The following is a 16,454-nucleotide window of genomic DNA, read 5'->3' on the forward strand; positions in this document are numbered from 1 at the left end:
CACTGGTTTGGGGCGAAAGCGACGCCCACGAAAATCCACGAAGAACCCAAACGAAGCCGGCACGAGGCCGGCTTCGTCATCGACGCGCAACGCCCCGCAAAGCACCCCTTCACCGCATGCACGCCGCGGCCAGCTTCCCGACCGTGATCACCGCCTGCTCGATCTCCGGCGACCACGGGCTGCTGTAGTTCAACCGGATGAAGTTCCGGTAGTTGTCCGTGATCGAGAACATGTAGCCGGGCCCGATCGTGATCCCCTGCTCCAGCGCGAGCTGGTACAACCGCATCGCATCGACCTGCGCGGGCAACTCGACCCACAGCACGTACCCACCCGCCGGACTCGAAATGCGCGTGCCTTCCGGAAAAAACCGCGACACCATCGCACGCATCAGGTTCGCCTGCTGCGCATACGCCTTGCGCAAGCGCCGCAGGTGGTGCTCGTAGCCGTCGCGTTCGAGAAACTCCGCGATCGCCAACTGCGGTAACGACGGCGTCGCCAGCGTATTCAGGAACTTCAGTTTCTCGACCTGATCGCGGTAGCGGCCCGGCAGCGCCCAGCCGATCCGGTACGCGGCCGTCAGGCTCTTCGAGAACGACGAACAGTGCAGCACGATTCCGGTCCGGTCGTAGGATTTCAGCGAACTCGGATGCGTGTCGCCGAAATACAGCTCGTTGTACACGCCGTTCTCGATGATCGGCAGGTCTGACTTCGTTGCGAACTCAACCAGTTCGCGCTTGCGTTCGTCCGGCATCTGGAAGCCGAGCGGGTTCTGAAAGTTCGGCATCACCATGCATGCGGCGATCGGCTGCGACTTCGCGATCGCGGCCAGCGCCGCGATGTCGATTCCGTATTCCGGATGCGTGGCGACCTCGATCGCCTTCATCCCCATCCGCTCGATCGCGTGCAGCATCGCGTAGAACGTCGGTGATTCCACCGCAATCGTGTCGCCCGGCTTCGCGACCGCCTGCAGGCACAGGTTGATCGCCTCCGTCGCGCCGACCGTCACGATGATCTCGTTCGGGTCCACCGACATCCCGTTTTCCAGGTAGCGGCGCGCGATCTGCCGGATCAGCCGCGGGTGTCCGGGCGGCAGCCCGTCGGTCACGCCCCACAGCGACTTGTCGCGGCCGGCCGCATACGCGTAGCGGTTCAGCTTCTCGAACGGAAACAGGCTCGGGTCCGGATACGGCGAGCCGAGCGGCACCGCGTCGTCCGTGCCGATCGAGCGCAGCGTCGACAGCACGAGCCGGCTCACGTCGACCGACGACGAGATCGCGATCGGCTTCGACGGCCGCAGCTCGCGCACCGGCGCATGACCGTCGTCGCGCCGCAGGTTCACGAAATAGCCCGACTGCGGCCGGCTTTCGAGCAGCCCGCGGCTTTCCAGCAGCAGATATGCATGCAGCACGGTCGTGATGCTGATCCGGTGCTGCTGGCTCGCCTGCCGCACCGACGGAATCCGGTCGCCGTGCCGGTACACGCCCTGGCGGATCAGGCGCTCGATATCGTCCGCGAGTTTTTCATAGAGTTTCATCGTGCGTCTCCCGCCGGCGCGCGCAGCGGCGCCGCCCCGCCGTGCGCGTCCAATACGCACGTATGGCACGTCTTGCACGTGTTTCGCCCGCCGACCGGGCCGTCGTGATTCCTGATCTTCCCCTCCGGTTTTGCCTTTTCCATCGCACTGGCTCTCTCTTGAAGATGCGCCGGCAGGGTTCCGGATCAGCTGGATCTGCGGCACTGTGCACTTGATGGCTGGATCTTAAGAGAAGAACAGTTGGCGACGAGTACACACATCGAACGCGCGAACAAGAGTACAGTTCGGCGCGCATCACGCATCGCGGGAAAACTGTACGTCTTATGAAATGGCCGGACGGTCGGGTGGCCGGCACGACGCGGCCGGATCGGCCTGGAACGCCCGGCGCACGGGCGTCCACGCGAGCGGATCAATTGGGGGGCACGACTGCAGGGTTTTCGTTACGAGAGCCACGCGATGCAGTCCACGATCGAACACGTAGCCAGCGTCGTCGTCGGCCGCCGCCGCACGCACGACGGACCCGGCCCGCCAGCGCGATATCGAAACGGAACGCCGGCACCGCCTGAACCGGTTGTCGGATCTGCCGCTGGGCGTGATGGCGCAACAGCGCAGGCAGGTGCCGTCGCTCGTGTTCACCGAAGCGGTTGCGCAAGGGAGGATCGCGATCGACGAATGCCACGTGCGCGTCGGCGCGTGGTCGGTGCATTGCGCGACCGGCCGCGTGACGCGCGACGGCGAGCCGGTCGAGCCCGAGATCGCGCCGCCGCCGTCGCCGCTGCGCGCGGTGCCGTGGCTGCCTTATGACGAAGCGCTGCTGCAGCGGATCGTCGACGTGGTCGCGAGGTTGCTCGACTGAGCCGGCGCCGTCAGATCGAACCGAACAGCGCGCGCGGCCGGTCCTTCAGCGTGCCGGACAGGATGCGCAGCCCGTTGACGAGTTCGTCGCGGGTGGCCGGGCACGCGAGGTTGATGCGCACGCCGTGCTCGAGTTCCGCGCGGTCGACCGCGAAGGTCGACGAAGGCATCACGATCACGCCGCGCGCTTTCGCATTCGCGGCGAAGTCGTCGGCCCGCCACGGCGGCGGCAGCCGCAGCCACACGAACATGCAGGCGGGGTCGGCCTTCAGCTGCCCGGCCGGCAGCAGTTCCCGCGCGAGATCGACGCGCGCGCGAATCTCCGCGAGTTGCGCGGCCATGATCCGCTCGGCCGTGCCGTCCTCGATCCACACCGTCGCGATCAGCATCGACGTGGGCGCCGGCATCCATGCAGTGGTGCGCACGGCTTCCGCGCACAGCGCGACGCTGTCGCGCGGGCAGCTCAGGTAACCGAGGCGCAGCCCCGGCGCGAGGATCTTCGACGTCGCGCCGATATGGAACGTCAGCTCCGGGCACAGCCCCGCGATCGCCGGCAGCCGGTCGCGCACGAGCGGGCCGTACACGTCGTCCTCGATGATCGTCACGTGATGGCGCCGCGCAATGTCGACGAGCGCCATCCGGCGCGCGAGGCTCATCGTCGTCACGGTCGGATTCTGCAGGTTCGGCACGACGAAGATCGCCTTGACCGGCATGCGCTGGCAGATCCGTTCGATCTCGTCGGGCAGCAAGCCGTCGTCGTCGGCCGGCGCGCTGACGATCTCGAACTGGAACACCGGCGCGAGCGCCTTGAGCCCGTAATACGTGAGGCGGTCGGCGACGATCACGCCGTCGGTGCCGATCAGGCTGTTGAGCACCGCATACAGCCCGTGCTGCGCGCCGCTCGTGACGACCACCTGGTCGGGCGACGGCGCGAAGCCCGGCGCGGCCAGCCACTGCGCGCCGGCCGCACGCGCCCAGTCGGGGCCTTGCGGCGGCTGGTATTCCTGCAGCGCGGCAAACCGCGGGTCGTTCGGCAGCGTGCCGAACGTCTGCGCGAGGCTCGCGAGAAATTCGCCGGTCGCCGGGCGGTTCACGGTCAGGTCGATCACGCCGTTGCCCGCCGCCAGCGACGCGCGGGCCGGCTCGATGCTCGGCATCGCGCCGCCGGTGACGAGCGAGCCGCGACGCTTGCTGCCGATCACGAGGCCGCGCAGTTGCAATTCCTTGTACGCGCGCGACACCGTCGACACGTTGATGCCGAGTTCGGTCGCGAGCTGGCGCTGCGGCGGCAGGCGGCTGCCGGGCGGATACATGCCGTTGCGGATTTCCGCCTCGATCGAGCTCGAGACCTCGACGTAGGTCGGCCGCTTCGCCTGCGCCGGCAGGCCGCCATCGCGCTCGCCGGAAAGTTTGTCTGATGCCATCTGTCGCCTATGACCACACAAAAAGCGTTTGTCTGCCGTCTTGGCTTGCCCCGCGATTGTATAGAACCTCCCCGCCCCGTCAATCGTTCATCGAAAGGTCTGCTGAATCAGCGGGTTGAAATCGGGTAAACGCCAGCACCACACAATACAATTTTGATTGCACACAAAAATTGAATGTGTGATTCTTGATTGCATCTTTGTGTGTATCACGTTGACCGGAGGGGAAGCGTCATGGCGAACGTCGCCATCGTGGGTGCGGGCTTCATCGGGCTCGGCGCTGCAGCCTGGCTGCAGCGCGACGGGCATCGCGTGACGTTGTTCGATCCGGCCGGCATCGGCCAGGGCGCGTCGTTCGGCAATGCCGCGACGTTCGCGCCGTACGGTTGCGTGCCGGTGAACGGCCCGTCGGTGTTCCGCAACCTGCCGCATTTCCTGTTCGCCGCCGACAGCCCGCTGCGCATCCGCTGGCCGTACCTGCTGCACGGCGCGCCCTGGCTCGCGCGCTTCCTGCTCGCATCGACGCCCGCGCGCCACGCACGCAGCGCGACTGCGCTGGCCGCGCTGCTGTCGCGCGCCGCCGACGGCTACGCACCGCTGCTCGCGTCGTCACGGCTCGCGGCGTTCGTGCGGCCGCGCGAATGCCTGTACCTGTACGCGCGGCAGGCGTCGTTCGACGCCGCGCAGCCGTCGCTCGCACTGCGACGCCGGCTCGGCGTGCCGTTCGAGACGCTCGATGCAAGCGCGATCCGCCGGCTCGAGCCCGCGCTCGCGCCGATTTTCGCGCGCGGCGTGCTGTTCGCCGGCAGTTGGCATTTCTCCGATCCGCACGGGTTTCTCGGCGAACTGTTCGCCCAGCTCGCCGCCGCCGGCGCGACGCTCGAACGCGCGCGCGTCGAACGGATCGCCCCGGCCGGCGACAGCGTGAACGTGCACGCGGGCGGCACGGTGCGCGCGTTCGATCACGTCGTCGTTGCCGCGGGCGCCCGTTCGCGCGAATTCGCGGCCGCGTGCGGCGACGCGGTGCCGCTCGACACCGAACGCGGCTATCACGTGCAATTCGGCGTGCACGCGCCGATCGTCACGCGGCCGGTCGGCTGGGCCGAGCGCGGCTTCTACATGACGCCGCTCGACGAAGGACTGCGCGCGGCCGGCACCGTCGAACTCGGCGGCTTCGACGCGCCGATGAATCCGTCGCTGGTCGCGTTGCTCACACGCTCTGCGCGCGAAGCCGTGCCGTCGCTCGGCGCACCGACGCGCAGCTGGCTCGGGTTCCGGCCGACGCTGCCCGACGGCGTGCCCGTCATCGGCCGCGCACGCGACAGCGCGCGCGTGATCCATGCATTCGGTCATCAGCATCTCGGCGTGACGCTCGCCGGCATCACCGGGCAGATCGTCGCCGACCTCGTCGCCCAGCGCGCCCCGCCGCTGGACCTCACGCCGTACCGGGCCGCGCGATTCTGACGCGCGCCACGCTTTCCACCCCTGAAGGAGAAGCATGATGAATCGTCGTCACTGGCTGGCATGGCTGGCCGTCTGCTCGATCGGCACGGTCGCGGCGTCCGCGCGGGCCGCGGACCCGGAAACCGTCAAGATCGGCTTCGCCGGCCCGCTGACGGGGCCGGTCGCGCGCGTCGGCAAGGATCTGCAATACGGCGCGCAGCTCGCGCTCGACGAGGAAAACGCGAAGCATCCGACCATCGGCGGCAAACCGGTGCGCTTCGTGCTCGACGTCCAGGACGACCAGGCCGATCCGCGCATCGCGATCCAGGTCGCGCAGAAGCTCGTCGACGACGGCGTGGTCGGCGTGATCGGCCACTACAACTCCGGCTGCAGCATTCCGGCGTCGGCCGTCTACAAGCAGGCGAACGTCGCGATGATCACGCCCGGTTCGACCAATCCGCAACTGACGATGCAGGGCTTCAGGAACGTGTTCCGCACGATGGGGCACGACGGGGTCGGCGGCGTGGTGGCCGGCCGCTTCGCGGTCGAGCAGTTGAAGGCGAAGCGGATCGGCATCATCGACGATCGCACCGCGTTCGGCCAGGGTCTCGCCGATGCGTTCGAGAAAGGCGTGAAGGACGCGCACGGCAGCATCGTCGGCCGCGAGTACACGAACGACAAGGCCGTCGATTTCCGCGGCATCCTGACGACGATGAAGAGCAACAACGTCGACCTGCTGTTCTTCGGCGGGCTCGACGAACAGGGCGCGATGCTCGTCAAGCAGATGCGCTCGCTCGGCATCCGCGCGCAACTGTTCGGCGCCGGCGCATTGAAAAGCAACGCGTTCCTGAAGATCGCCGGCAACGCGGGCGAAGGCACGCAGGATCTGGAGCCTGGCCCGGCGCTCGACAAGCTGCCGTCGGCCGTCGCGTTCGCGCAGCGCTACAAGGCGCGCTTCAACCAGGACGTCGAACTGTATGCGCCGTTCGCGTACGACGCCGCGCTCGCGATGATCGCGGCGGTCCGCAAGGCCGACTCGCTCGATCGCGGCAAGATCGTCGCGAGCCTGCCCGGCGTGTCGGTCACCGGCGTGACCGGCAAGATCTCGTTCGACGAGCGCGGCGACCTGGTCAAGCCGCCGTACACGCTGTTCCGCGTCGAACAGGGGCAGTGGCGCAGCATTCGCACGGTCGGCGGCGCGTCGAACTGATCGACGCCGGGCAGCCGGCGGCAGGCGCCGCCTATCGCGCCGTCTGCTGCCGCTGCACCTCCTGCGCTTTCATCTGCAGATACGCGCCGCGCTCCACTTCATGTAGCTGCTGCGGATACTGCTCGGTCGCGTCGAACCAGCGCGCGAGGCGCTGGTCGACCGGCTTGTCGAGCGTCGCGAGATACGTGTCGATCGCGAGGTAGTAGCGCATCGTGTTGCGCTCCAGCAGCCCGCGCACGCCGCCGACGTACTGCGGCTGCGCGGCCCCGGTGGCGCCGACGTTCGTGAACCCGACCTTGTCGCTGCCGACCGTCGCGAGATAGGTCTTCATCGCCATCCGGCCGACCGTGCCGAAACCATACGAATACGTGAGATGCAGGAACGTGCGCGACGCGCCGACCGGCACGGCCTCGAGCGCGATCCGGTAATCCTTCGTGCCCATCGGCCCGCTGTCGGCGGTCAGGTCCACCTGGAAATAGTCGGGCGTCGCGGCCGCCACGCGATAGCGGAACTGCACGCGATAGGTGTCCGACAGCTTCTGCTCGATCTTGCGGCCGAGGTTCACGTCGAGCACCGGGCCGTTGCCGCCGCTCGACGCATGACAGTACTTCGTGTTCAGGTGCAGGATCAGCACCGCGCACCAGTTCGCGGGGCCTTGCGCGGCATCGTTGAGCTGGCCGTTCACGACCGCGAACGGATAATCGACGACCGCGTAGATGTCGCCCTTCAGCGACGACGATGCTTCCGACGATTCGAGCACCACGGGCCGATGAAACGCGTTGTCCTTCAGTTGAGGCCCGAGGCTGCGGTAGCGGTCGAGCAGCGCGGCCGCGCCGTTTGCGCCCTCCGCGCCGAACGACAGCGCGCTCCAGCCCACACACAGGGTCGCGACGAGCGCGTGCCACGCGCGACGCGCGAGCCGCGTGCCGCGCGAAGGTCCGGATGTCTCCATGTGTTTACTCCGTGGCGCACGATGGTCGCGCGCATGTGTCACAGAATACGCCTGCCCGCCGCGGGCGTGACGTCGCATGCGGCATGATCGTCATCGGCCGCGCTTCACCGGCAGCGGCAATTGCGCAGCGGTGATCCGGATCAGCGTCGCCAGCCATTCGCGATCGTCCCAGCGATCGCCGCCGATGACGAGATGCGGCTTCGCGGTCGCATACGGCGGGGCCTCGTCGCACGCGCCGAGATACGCGCGGCCTTCGGGCGTCGGCTTGACGAACAGCCGGTCGTCGCAGACGAGCGCGACCATCCTGCCGTCGCAATAGACGCCGTATTCGCCGAACATCTTGCGCGCCGATACCGTACCGGCCGCGGCGATCTGTTCGACGATGAAATCGACCGTGCTCTGGCTCGATGCCATAGGGATCTCCGGGATCGAAAAATCGTCAGACCTGCGTCGATGCCGCGCCGTTCCACTCATTTGTCGATACCGAACGCGCTCGACATCTGCCGCGCCCGCTTCACGTCGTCGCCATGCAGGTAGATCGACGTCGTCGAGATCGACGCATGCCGCAGGTTGTCGCGCACCGTCGTCAGCTCCGCGCCGCGCGCCAGCGCGTGCGTCGCATGCGTATGGCGCATCCAGTGCGGGCTCGCCTGGCGCAGCTTGTGCGCGAGCGCCGGGTGGTCGGCTTCGACGGCATCGGCCGTCTGCGCGAAGAAACGCTGCATCACCTTCCACAGCCGCACGCTCGTGATCGCGGCCGCGTCGTCTTCCGCGAGGCTCGGAATCAGCGGCGTATCGGGCCGCCAGCGCGCCGGCGTGACCGGCAGCCGGCGCGCGACCAGATAGCGATCGAGCGCCGTGCGCGCGAGCGGCGGCAGCGCGACGCGAGCGGCCTTGCTGCCCTTGCCGATCACCTTCAGCCACGCGTCGCCGTGCGCGTCCGTCTCGATGTCGCCGAGCGTCGCGCCGACCAGTTCGCTCGCGCGCAGCCCCGTCGCATAACCGAAATCGAGGATGAAGCGCAGCCGTTGCGCGGCGGCCGGCGTCCAGCCCGACTGCGGCGCACCGTCGGCCGTGCGCTTGCCGAACTCGAGCCCGTCGGCGATCGTGCGGACCAGCAGCCACTCGCCTTCGGTGAACGCATGCGACGTATCGAGCGCGGTCACGCCGCGCGTGTCGCGCACCTTCACGCCCGCGAACGGATTCGCGAGCAGGTAGCGCTGCTCGATCAGCCAGCGGAACAGCGCGCCGAGCACCGACAGCGTGTACGCCGCCGACCGCGCGGACAACGCACCGGAAAACGGCCGCCAGTCGGGCGCGCCGCGCGGCCGCACGGGCCCGACCCAGCGTTCGTGCGGCGTCGGGCGGCGGATGAACGCGCGATACGCGAGCGCGTCCTCGGTCGTCAGCGACGACAGCGCGCGGCCGCGCTCGACGATCGCCCACAGGATCAGCCGCTCGGCCTCTTTCCGGTACGCGCGCCGCGTCGCGGCCGCTTCGTGCAGCGACAGCCACGCGTGCACGGCCGCGTAATCGTTGTCCGCATCGAGCGTGCGGGTCGCGCGCGGCGCGCGGAACGTGCCGGCCGAGCCGTCGACTTCGTGCGGCAGCTTCAGGTGCTCCCACGGCACGATGCTGCCGCGCGGCGTCGCGGCGATCAGCGCGCGCGCCCGCTCAGTCAGGTCCGGATGCGCGGCGAAGAACGCCTCGATGCGCCGCGCGCTGGCCATGCCGAGGCCCGCGATCGCACGCCACCACTGGCGCCGGCGCGGAATCCGCACCGTCAGGTCGGCGAGCGTCGCGATCCCGTGCGCACGCAGTGCCACGACCGCGCGCGCCGGCAGCCACAGGCCGACGTCGTCGCTGATTTGCGGGCCCGGCGCACGCGCATGGCGCAACTGGCCGATCGCGTCGGTGGCCGCTTTCGCCTCCCGTAGACGCTCACCGTCCGCGTGGCCGAGCCGGTCCGCGAGATCGGGGCGGCCGACCTGTCGCGCGACACGCACGAGGCGACGGCGAATCGCGCCGATCACGCCACGCGCCGACCGCCCGTCGCCGAGCCGGTCGGGCAGGTAGCGCTCGACGGCCTGGCGCACGGTCATGCCCGCGTACCATGCGCGCAGTGCGGCCAGTTCGTCGGCGTCGGGAAAGCCTGCGGGCGCAGGTGCGGAATCGGGGGGAAGCGGTGAAGCGAGGCGCGGTTTCATGGGCGCCAGTTTGACAGAAGCGCCGAGCGGGCGGCAACGTTGAAGCCGCTGATGATTCAGGCCGGCAGGGACGGCACGAACGCACCGGCGACGACACGCGACCACGCGACATCACGGCGGGGCAACGGCTGTCGCCGGTCGTCGCGAAACCGGGGCAGGACGTGCGCCGCCACCTCCCCCGGGCGCGTCACGCCTCGTCTTTCGGCCCCGGGTTCAGCATCACGACGAAGCCGGCGACGCCGACGATCAACGCGATGGCGCCGCCGCGCAATGCCGTCGCGGCATCGAACAGCAGGCCCGTCACGACGGCCATCATCCCGGCGAGCGACACGAACACGGCGATCGCCGCGACGACGATCCGGTACTGGCGGCGTATCATCGCGCGCGCCGCGTCATGCCGCGGCGGCGGCGGCCGACTCGTCGGCGTCGTCGCCGCGAATCAGCAGCACCGGGCACTTCGAGCCGCGCACGAAACGCTCTGCGACGCTGCCGAGCAGCACGCGCCGGATGCCGCGCCGCCCATGCGTGCCGACCACCGCGAGATCGATCCCGTGTTCCTTCACGTAGCGTTGCAGGCGCTCCGCGACGTCCTCGCCGATGCTCTCGGTCTCGATCAGTTCCGCTTCGCCGTTCGCGCCGGCCAGCGCGATGATCTGTTCCGCTTCGCGCAGCACCTTGCGCCCGTCGTCGCGGATTTCCTCGACGAGCGCGTGCGGATCGAGACGGCCCGCATACGTGAACAGCGCCGACTTGTCGACCACATACACGGCGGTGACGTGCGTATCGCCCGCCAGCGCCACCTTCACGGCTTCGGCAAGCGCCTGTTTCGACGAAGCGCTGCCGTCGACGGCCACCATGATCTTCTCGTACATGCGAACCTCGCTGGGGTGAGTTTTTGCATGGCCGCGCGCGCTGTTGCGTGCAGCCCTGTCTCCATCATCGGCCGACAGCGGGTTCGAACATTGACGGCGGTCAAGCCCGGCGGCGCCCGCGCATGCGGCAAAACGGCGCGACGGGAAGCGGGAGGCTTGTATTTGGGCAACGCCGCGAACCGGCCCGGCAATGCATGCGCCGATGCCCTTTCGAGCGCGCATCGCGCCGAAGGCGCTATCATCGAACGTGCGACTTTCGTCCGGCCCTTTTTTGCCGGCCCCACTTTCAACTCGCTCAACCGACATGACAACGACTACCGAACGCGTGGACGGCGCCGCCCAGCATCTCGTCGCCGCCCGCCATGCCGGCTCGCCCGGCCCGCTGCTGCCCGATGCACTGCGTCCCGACGACATCGACACCGCGCTCGCGATCCAGCAGCGCGTGGCCGACCTGCTCGGCGAACCCGTCGGCGGATGGAAATGCGCGCTGCCGCCGCCCGATCGCGTGATCCTCGCGCCGATCTTCGCGTCGACGATCCGCGAAGCCGATGCGCCGTACCGCGTCGTCGGCGGGCCGATCGTGCGGATCGAACCGGAAATCGCATTCGTGCTCGATCGCGACCTGCCGGCGCGCGAGCAGCCGTACGACGAAGGCGACGTGCGCGCGGCGATCCGGGAAGTGCGCATCGTGCTCGAGATACTCGGCTGCCGTTATGCGGAGCCGGCGCGCGCGTCGAAGTTCGAGCTGCTCGCCGACGGGCAATTCAACCAGGGGCTGTGCGTCGGCCCGGTCGTGCCCGACGGGTTGAACGTGCCGCTCGCGACGCTCGCGCTGTCGTTCGAAGGCGCGCTGAACCGCACGATCGACGGCATTCATCCGGATGGCGATCCGCTGAAGCCACTGGTATGGCTCGTCAATTACCTCGCGTCGCGCGGCGATGCGGTGCGCGCCGGCCAGATCGTGACGACCGGCTCGTACGCGGGCGCGATCGAGGTGCCGCTCGGCGATGTGCTGACGGTGCGCTTCGGCGAGCTCGGCAGCCTGTCGGTGACGTTGACCGCGTGACGGGTCAGGTCTCTTTCACGCCCGGACCGCCATGTCGCTGACACCGCTTCCCGCCCTGCTCGACGCCACCCTGCGCACCGTCGCGCGCCGTTACCGGCTGCCGCCGCTCGAACGCGCGTCGGCGCTGACCGACGCGACGAACCCGGCCACCGCGCTGGCGATCGTGATCGAGGAAGCGCGCCGGATGCGGGCGGACGGCCGCGCGCCCGGCGCGGACTTGCGGCAGCGCTTCATCGATGCGCTCGCGCGGATGATCCGCGACGCGATGGACCCGTCATCCGGCGATCCGTCGTTCCAGGCATCGGTGCTGCGTCACGATGCGCCGAACGTGCGCGAATACGCGTCGCTGTCCGCGCACGCCGAGCAGGACCGGCGCGCGCTCCACTCGGCCGTCAATGCGATCGCGCACCCGGCCAAGCTCGAACGCAGCGCCCAGGCATGGCAGCGCGACGGCCTCGCGCGCCTGCATGCGGCCGCGACCGCGGCGGCGTGGGCCGAATTGCACGCGGCGCTCACGCAACTGCTCGCGCTGCCCGACATGGCCGCCGACGCAGCGTTCGAGCAGGACATCGTCAAACTGAAGGACAGCCCCGCGCTCGAACGCTTGCTGCGACTCGACGCACTGGCCTCGGACGAGGACGTCCGTCGCTACCGCGCGCTATGGGTCCGCCAGGGTCCGCTGGTCGGCAGCACGGTCGCCGTCGCGCAGGGCGCCGCGTCGCAGCGGCGCGGCGCGGCCGTCGAAGCGCTGGCGGCACAGGCGCTCGACGCGCTGGCGCGCAAGCTCGACGCGGTGGACGAGCAGCGCACCTACCGCGTGGTCACGTCGATGCGCGTGCCGTCGTCGATCCCGGGCCGGCACGACCGCGCGAAAACCGAATGGGATGCGATTCTGCTCGAACGCGCGCGCGGCAACGACTCAGCTTCCGCATGGAACGTGCGATTCCTCGTCGAAGCGAAGGCATCCGCGGATGCCGCGACGACCGATCTGCCGCGCCTGCTGCGCGGCCTGACCCTGCTCGCGCAGGCGGCGCCCGACACGGTCTATGCGTTCGAGACGCACCAGGGCACGGTGCGCGTGCATGGCGCATCGCTGCACGCATTGACGACCGACGAAGCGGCGCTGCCGCGCGAAGTGCTGTATTGCTGCGATGCGTCCGCGGACACGACGCCGCGCCTGCTGGGCGCCGCGAGCCGGATGCAGTTGCTGTCCGCGCAGGCGAGCCTCGAATACGCGAGCGCGCTCGCGCAACGGCCGGACGCCGATCCGGACGGCCTCGGCGTCATCTGGCATGCGCTGCTGACCCTGCCGCAATGGCAAGCCGTGCTGCATCAGTACCCGTCGTTGCGGCAGGTGCGCGAGCTGATGGTCGCCATCGACGACTTGCGCGCGGCGCTCGACGAGATGGACGACGGAGGCATCGCCAGCAGCGTCTGTGCGTGATGCTCTAGCGCGCGTTCACCGCGCGATGCTCACGCGCGGCCCGCTCAGTTGGTGAGCACCCCGAACGGCAGCGTCCATCCCGCCAGCCGGCCGCCGTCGCCCCAGCGCGCATCGGCCGCATCGCACGGCAGCAGGATCGGCGCGGCCGCGCACTCGAGCGTCTCCTTCGGCGTGTGGCCGAATTCCGCCTTGAACAGCCGGTGGAAATACTTCTCGTCGGGAAAGCCGTGCGCCCACGCGATTTCCGCGATGCGCTGATGCCGGCGCTGCGGATCGCCGAGCACGTGATATGCGTGACGCAAGCGCCGCCGCGTGATCTGCCGCATCACGCCGCCCTCCTCCTTGAACAACTGATAGAGCCGCGCCCGCGACACGCCGATGTCGCGGCAGATCCGTTCGGGCGTGAGGTCCGGCTCCAGCAGATGCACGTCGATGTAGCGACGCACGCGGTCGACCAGCGCATGCTCGATCGGGCCGCGCGCATCGTTCAACGCCTGCGCGGTCGGCGACACCGCCGCGGCCAGCAGCAACAGCATCGATTGAACGATGCTCGGCACGTCCTGCATGCGCAGGTTCGGCAGGTTCCGGAACAGCGACAGCATCTGGTCGGCGACCAGCCGGCTCACGCCGCTCGTCAGCGTCTGGCCGTGCGCCTGTGCCGCATGGGCCGGCAGCAGGTAGCGGGGCACGACGAGGCTGATCACGTCGCCTGCCTCGACCTTGCTGTCGTTGATCTGCGCGACGTCGTAGACGAACAGCTCGCCCGCGCCCTTGATCAACTCGGGCCCGCCGGTATGGCTCGCGACCCGACCGCCGAGCAGCAGCGTGAAGCGGATCGAATCCTGCCCGTCGAGCCGGATCCTTCGCGGCGTTCGGCGGACCGTATAGATCGGCGCGCGCGAGTGCCAGTGCCGGCCCGACAAGATCAGCGGGCCGAGCGCCGCGCCGCTGGCTTCCGCGTCGCACGGGCCGTGGCCGCCGTCGTCGTCGAGCCGGTAGTCGCACAGCATGTCCTTGACCCAGACGTGGAACCGGTCCGGCTCGGGGTAGTCGATCGTGCGGAACGTGAAAACAGGGACAAAAGCAGCTTGATCCATGACAGTTTTTTTATCGAACCGGCGGACAGGAAGAATCGGTTCGTCGATTATCGGACCAAATTGCGCGGGCGCAAGGCCCGCGCGATGCATCGTCCCTCCAAAGCGATCGACCGACGCCCGGCGGCGGGCGTGGTCGTCATCACGGCCATCAGCGTTGCGGATGGCATTCCCAGTTGTTGTACGTCGGCCGATCGATCGGCGTGAGCCCCGGAATCATGAACACCGTACAGCCGAAACGCCGCCCCCTGCCGGTCGTCGCGTCGTAACTCACCTTCTGGCCGCCCAGCCCGTCCTTCTTCCCGTACTGGACGTTGGCGATCGTGATCTCGTCCGACGACGCGAGCCCGAGCGTCTTCGCGGTCGACGTCTGCACGTCGACCATGTTCATCTGCGTCGAGCCGCACGCGGCGAGCACGAGGCCGGCGACGGTGACGGCTAGCCCGGTCCGGGCGGTGCAATACAAGGTCTGCTTCATGGTTTCTCCTTCATTTCCCCAATGCGAGGCGCTTACGTGCCCGGCGTATAAAAGCTGGCCTGGATCTGGCTGCCGATCGTCGCGACGTACGATTGCCAGAGCAGCGCCATCGCCCCCGTCGCGTTGACGGCCAGCGCGGGCCACGACGCGCTCTGCGGTGCCACCGTCGACGCGCTCCACGCGCCCTTCCGGTAACTGGCGGCGATCACGGCCGAGCCGCCCGGCAAGCCCGTGTCCTGCCACGCAGCCGTCACGTCGCCTCCCGCGTCGACCACGAGCGGCGGGTACTGGATTGCCGCGCCGTTCAGGTGTTCCGTCAGCCGCTGCAACGGCCCCCAGTTGCCGCTGGCATCGGACACGCTCACCTGCAGCGCCGCGCCGCCTTCCGCCCACATCGCAGCGGCCACGCCGTTTTCGTTGACGGCCAGCATCGGCGTCGCGATGAAACCGGTCGGCTCCACGATCGCGGGCGCGACGGGTTGCGACGGCTGCCACCCGGTGCCGGACACATAGCGTTGCGACATCGTCGTGGTAGTGATGTGCCCGCCCGTCACGTCGAGCTGCCCCCAGAGCAGCGTGATGTTGCCCTTCGCGTCCATGCCGGCCACCGGCGAGATGATCGTCGTGAACAGGCTCGTGTTCGATACGGCCTGATTGACGTCGGTCCAGCCGCTGGTCGCGTCGTACGTGGCCGTCCACAACGCCGAGTGCGTATGGTTGGTCTGCCGCCACGCGAGCACGGCGCGGCCGGACGACAGGACCGAGATCATCGGCCCGACGTTGTCGGTGTCGCCGGTCACCGCGCCCGGCCCGCTCTGCACCGGCATCTGGATCAGCGCCGTCGGCGACCACTGGCCGGCCTGCGTGTAGCGCGTCCATGCGATACGCGTATCGAGCAGGCTGATCGACTGGGTCCACGCGACGAGCGTGTTGCCCTGGCCGTCGATCCCGGCCGTATAGGTCGAGCCCGTCACGTCCGGCGCCACTTCGAACGGCGTGCCCCATCCGCCGGCCGGGGTGTACGGCCGCGCCCACAGCGCATACGTGTTCGGGCCCGGCATCCATTCGGTCCAGAACGCGACGGCCTGCCCGCTCGCGTTGCCGACCACGCGCGACGGGCTCGAGCTCGTCGTGTTCATCGAATGCGAGCCGTCGCCCGTGTCGAGCCGCGTCGCGGTTCCCCAGCCGGCGCCCGCGGCATAGCGCGCACCCCACATCTCGTTGCCGTTCGCGCCGGTCGAGCCGTTGGTCATCCACGTGGCGAGCGCATTGCCGCTCGCGTCGATCGTCACGCTCGGGGCGCCCTCCGGCCCCTTGCCGTCCACCGCGGCGGCCGTCGACCAGCCGGCCTGCGGCTGGGTGGCGCCGCCGCCGGTCGGGCTGCCGTTCGACCCGCCGCTCGAACCACCGCCGGGCGACGTCGAGCCGGACGGCGAACCGGGATTCGTCGGCGTCGACGACGATGACGACGCGCCACCGTTCGTCGCGACATCGTCGCCGCCGCATGCGGTCAGCGCGAGCGCGGCGGCCATGACCATCCATGTAATGGGTTTCATCGGAATCCTCTTGTTGTCATTTTCCGGCGCACTCTCGTCTGCCGTTGGCCGATACGACGTATCGTGTCGCCCTTTAAATTGCTAAGCAATGCTATTGAACAGGCATGGAAACCGGCATCCGTTCGCATCCCTCTCATGATCGATTCCGTCGCGCAGATCGACGCGAACGCCGCTTTCGGCAGACCTCCCCCGTCGGGCAGCGCGGACCCGTCAGGTCGTCTATCGTCGGACGTCCGCCACCGCCGGCTGCATCTTAATTCAAGCGATCCGGATTCAAGGTGGCGTTGCGTCCACACTGAGTGGATTTCCATTTCACGGGGCC

Annotated in this window: 15 protein-coding genes; 5 read left to right on the plus strand and 10 right to left on the minus strand. The window is 68.9% G+C overall.

From position 1 onward, the window contains the following. Nucleotides 1-109: 109 nt before the first annotated feature. Nucleotides 110-1,534, minus strand: coding sequence for a PLP-dependent aminotransferase family protein (locus tag HWX14_RS26745; RefSeq protein WP_175885331.1), 1,425 nt, complete (start codon nt 1,532-1,534; stop codon nt 110-112). 592 nt (nt 1,535-2,126) lie between these two features. On the opposite strand from HWX14_RS26745, the gene HWX14_RS26750 reads away from it, so the two are divergent. Next, nucleotides 2,127-2,390: a hypothetical protein gene (locus HWX14_RS26750; protein WP_244130349.1), complete on the plus strand. Its 264-nt coding sequence runs from the start codon at nt 2,127-2,129 to the stop codon at nt 2,388-2,390. A gap of 10 nt (nt 2,391-2,400) precedes the next feature. Here the strand turns inward: HWX14_RS26750 and HWX14_RS26755 are convergent, their stop codons facing one another. Continuing rightward, nucleotides 2,401-3,813 (minus strand): PLP-dependent aminotransferase family protein, encoded by a 1,413-nt coding sequence (locus tag HWX14_RS26755; protein ID WP_175885332.1) that lies wholly within the window; start codon nt 3,811-3,813, stop codon nt 2,401-2,403. 231 nt (nt 3,814-4,044) lie between these two features. On the opposite strand from HWX14_RS26755, the gene HWX14_RS26760 reads away from it, so the two are divergent. Together HWX14_RS26760 and HWX14_RS26765 are read left to right on the plus strand one after the other, a co-directional pair. Next, entirely contained in the window at nt 4,045-5,274 is a 1,230-nt protein-coding gene (locus HWX14_RS26760) for an FAD-dependent oxidoreductase (RefSeq protein WP_175885333.1), read from the plus strand. Nucleotides 5,275-5,311: 37 nt separating this feature from the next. Continuing rightward, complete coding sequence (locus tag HWX14_RS26765; protein ID WP_175885582.1) at nt 5,312-6,463, plus strand: branched-chain amino acid ABC transporter substrate-binding protein; 1,152 nt, start codon at nt 5,312-5,314, stop codon at nt 6,461-6,463. A 31-nt stretch (nt 6,464-6,494) separates the two neighbouring features. On the opposite strand, the gene HWX14_RS26770 is transcribed toward HWX14_RS26765, so the two are convergent. From HWX14_RS26770 to HWX14_RS26790, 5 genes are all read right to left on the minus strand, one after another. Next, nucleotides 6,495-7,415 (minus strand): hypothetical protein, encoded by a 921-nt coding sequence (locus tag HWX14_RS26770; protein ID WP_175885334.1) that lies wholly within the window; start codon nt 7,413-7,415, stop codon nt 6,495-6,497. Nucleotides 7,416-7,505: 90 nt separating this feature from the next. Then, on the minus strand, nt 7,506-7,829 hold the full coding sequence (locus tag HWX14_RS26775; protein ID WP_175885335.1) for a TfoX/Sxy family protein: 324 nt from the start codon (nt 7,827-7,829) through the stop codon (nt 7,506-7,508). A 56-nt stretch (nt 7,830-7,885) separates the two neighbouring features. Continuing rightward, the gene (locus HWX14_RS26780) at nt 7,886-9,622 is read right to left on the minus strand and encodes a site-specific integrase (protein ID WP_175885336.1); all 1,737 of its coding nucleotides are present in this window, start codon (nt 9,620-9,622) and stop codon (nt 7,886-7,888) included. Nucleotides 9,623-9,809: 187 nt separating this feature from the next. Next, nucleotides 9,810-10,001: a DUF2964 family protein gene (locus tag HWX14_RS26785; RefSeq protein WP_175885337.1), complete on the minus strand. Its 192-nt coding sequence runs from the start codon at nt 9,999-10,001 to the stop codon at nt 9,810-9,812. Between the two features lie 13 nt (nt 10,002-10,014). Next, entirely contained in the window at nt 10,015-10,494 is a 480-nt protein-coding gene (locus HWX14_RS26790; protein WP_175885338.1) for a universal stress protein, read from the minus strand. A 304-nt stretch (nt 10,495-10,798) separates the two neighbouring features. On the opposite strand from HWX14_RS26790, the gene HWX14_RS26795 reads away from it, so the two are divergent. Both HWX14_RS26795 and HWX14_RS26800 read left to right on the plus strand, forming a co-directional pair. Then, nucleotides 10,799-11,560, plus strand: coding sequence for a fumarylacetoacetate hydrolase family protein (locus tag HWX14_RS26795; protein WP_175885339.1), 762 nt, complete (start codon nt 10,799-10,801; stop codon nt 11,558-11,560). Between the two features lie 31 nt (nt 11,561-11,591). Continuing rightward, a complete protein-coding gene (locus tag HWX14_RS26800) occupies nt 11,592-13,004 on the plus strand; it encodes a 3-deoxy-D-arabino-heptulosonate 7-phosphate synthase (protein WP_175885340.1) in 1,413 nt (470 codons plus the stop codon). Between the two features lie 44 nt (nt 13,005-13,048). Here the strand turns inward: HWX14_RS26800 and HWX14_RS26805 are convergent, their stop codons facing one another. The 3 genes from HWX14_RS26805 to HWX14_RS26815 all read right to left on the minus strand — a co-directional run bounded on the left by HWX14_RS26805 (nt 13,049) and on the right by HWX14_RS26815 (nt 16,132). After that, nucleotides 13,049-14,101, minus strand: a complete 1,053-nt coding sequence (locus tag HWX14_RS26805; RefSeq protein ID WP_175885341.1) for an AraC family transcriptional regulator — start codon at nt 14,099-14,101, stop codon at nt 13,049-13,051. 148 nt (nt 14,102-14,249) lie between these two features. Next, a complete protein-coding gene (locus HWX14_RS26810) occupies nt 14,250-14,576 on the minus strand; it encodes a hypothetical protein (RefSeq protein WP_175885342.1) in 327 nt (108 codons plus the stop codon). Nucleotides 14,577-14,608: 32 nt separating this feature from the next. Next, the gene (locus HWX14_RS26815; protein ID WP_175885343.1) at nt 14,609-16,132 is read right to left on the minus strand and encodes a hypothetical protein; all 1,524 of its coding nucleotides are present in this window, start codon (nt 16,130-16,132) and stop codon (nt 14,609-14,611) included. Nucleotides 16,133-16,454: the final 322 nt, after the last annotated feature.

Origin of the sequence: Burkholderia sp. BCC0044, assembly GCF_902832955.1 — a bacterium.
Taxonomy (GTDB): domain Bacteria; phylum Pseudomonadota; class Gammaproteobacteria; order Burkholderiales; family Burkholderiaceae; genus Burkholderia.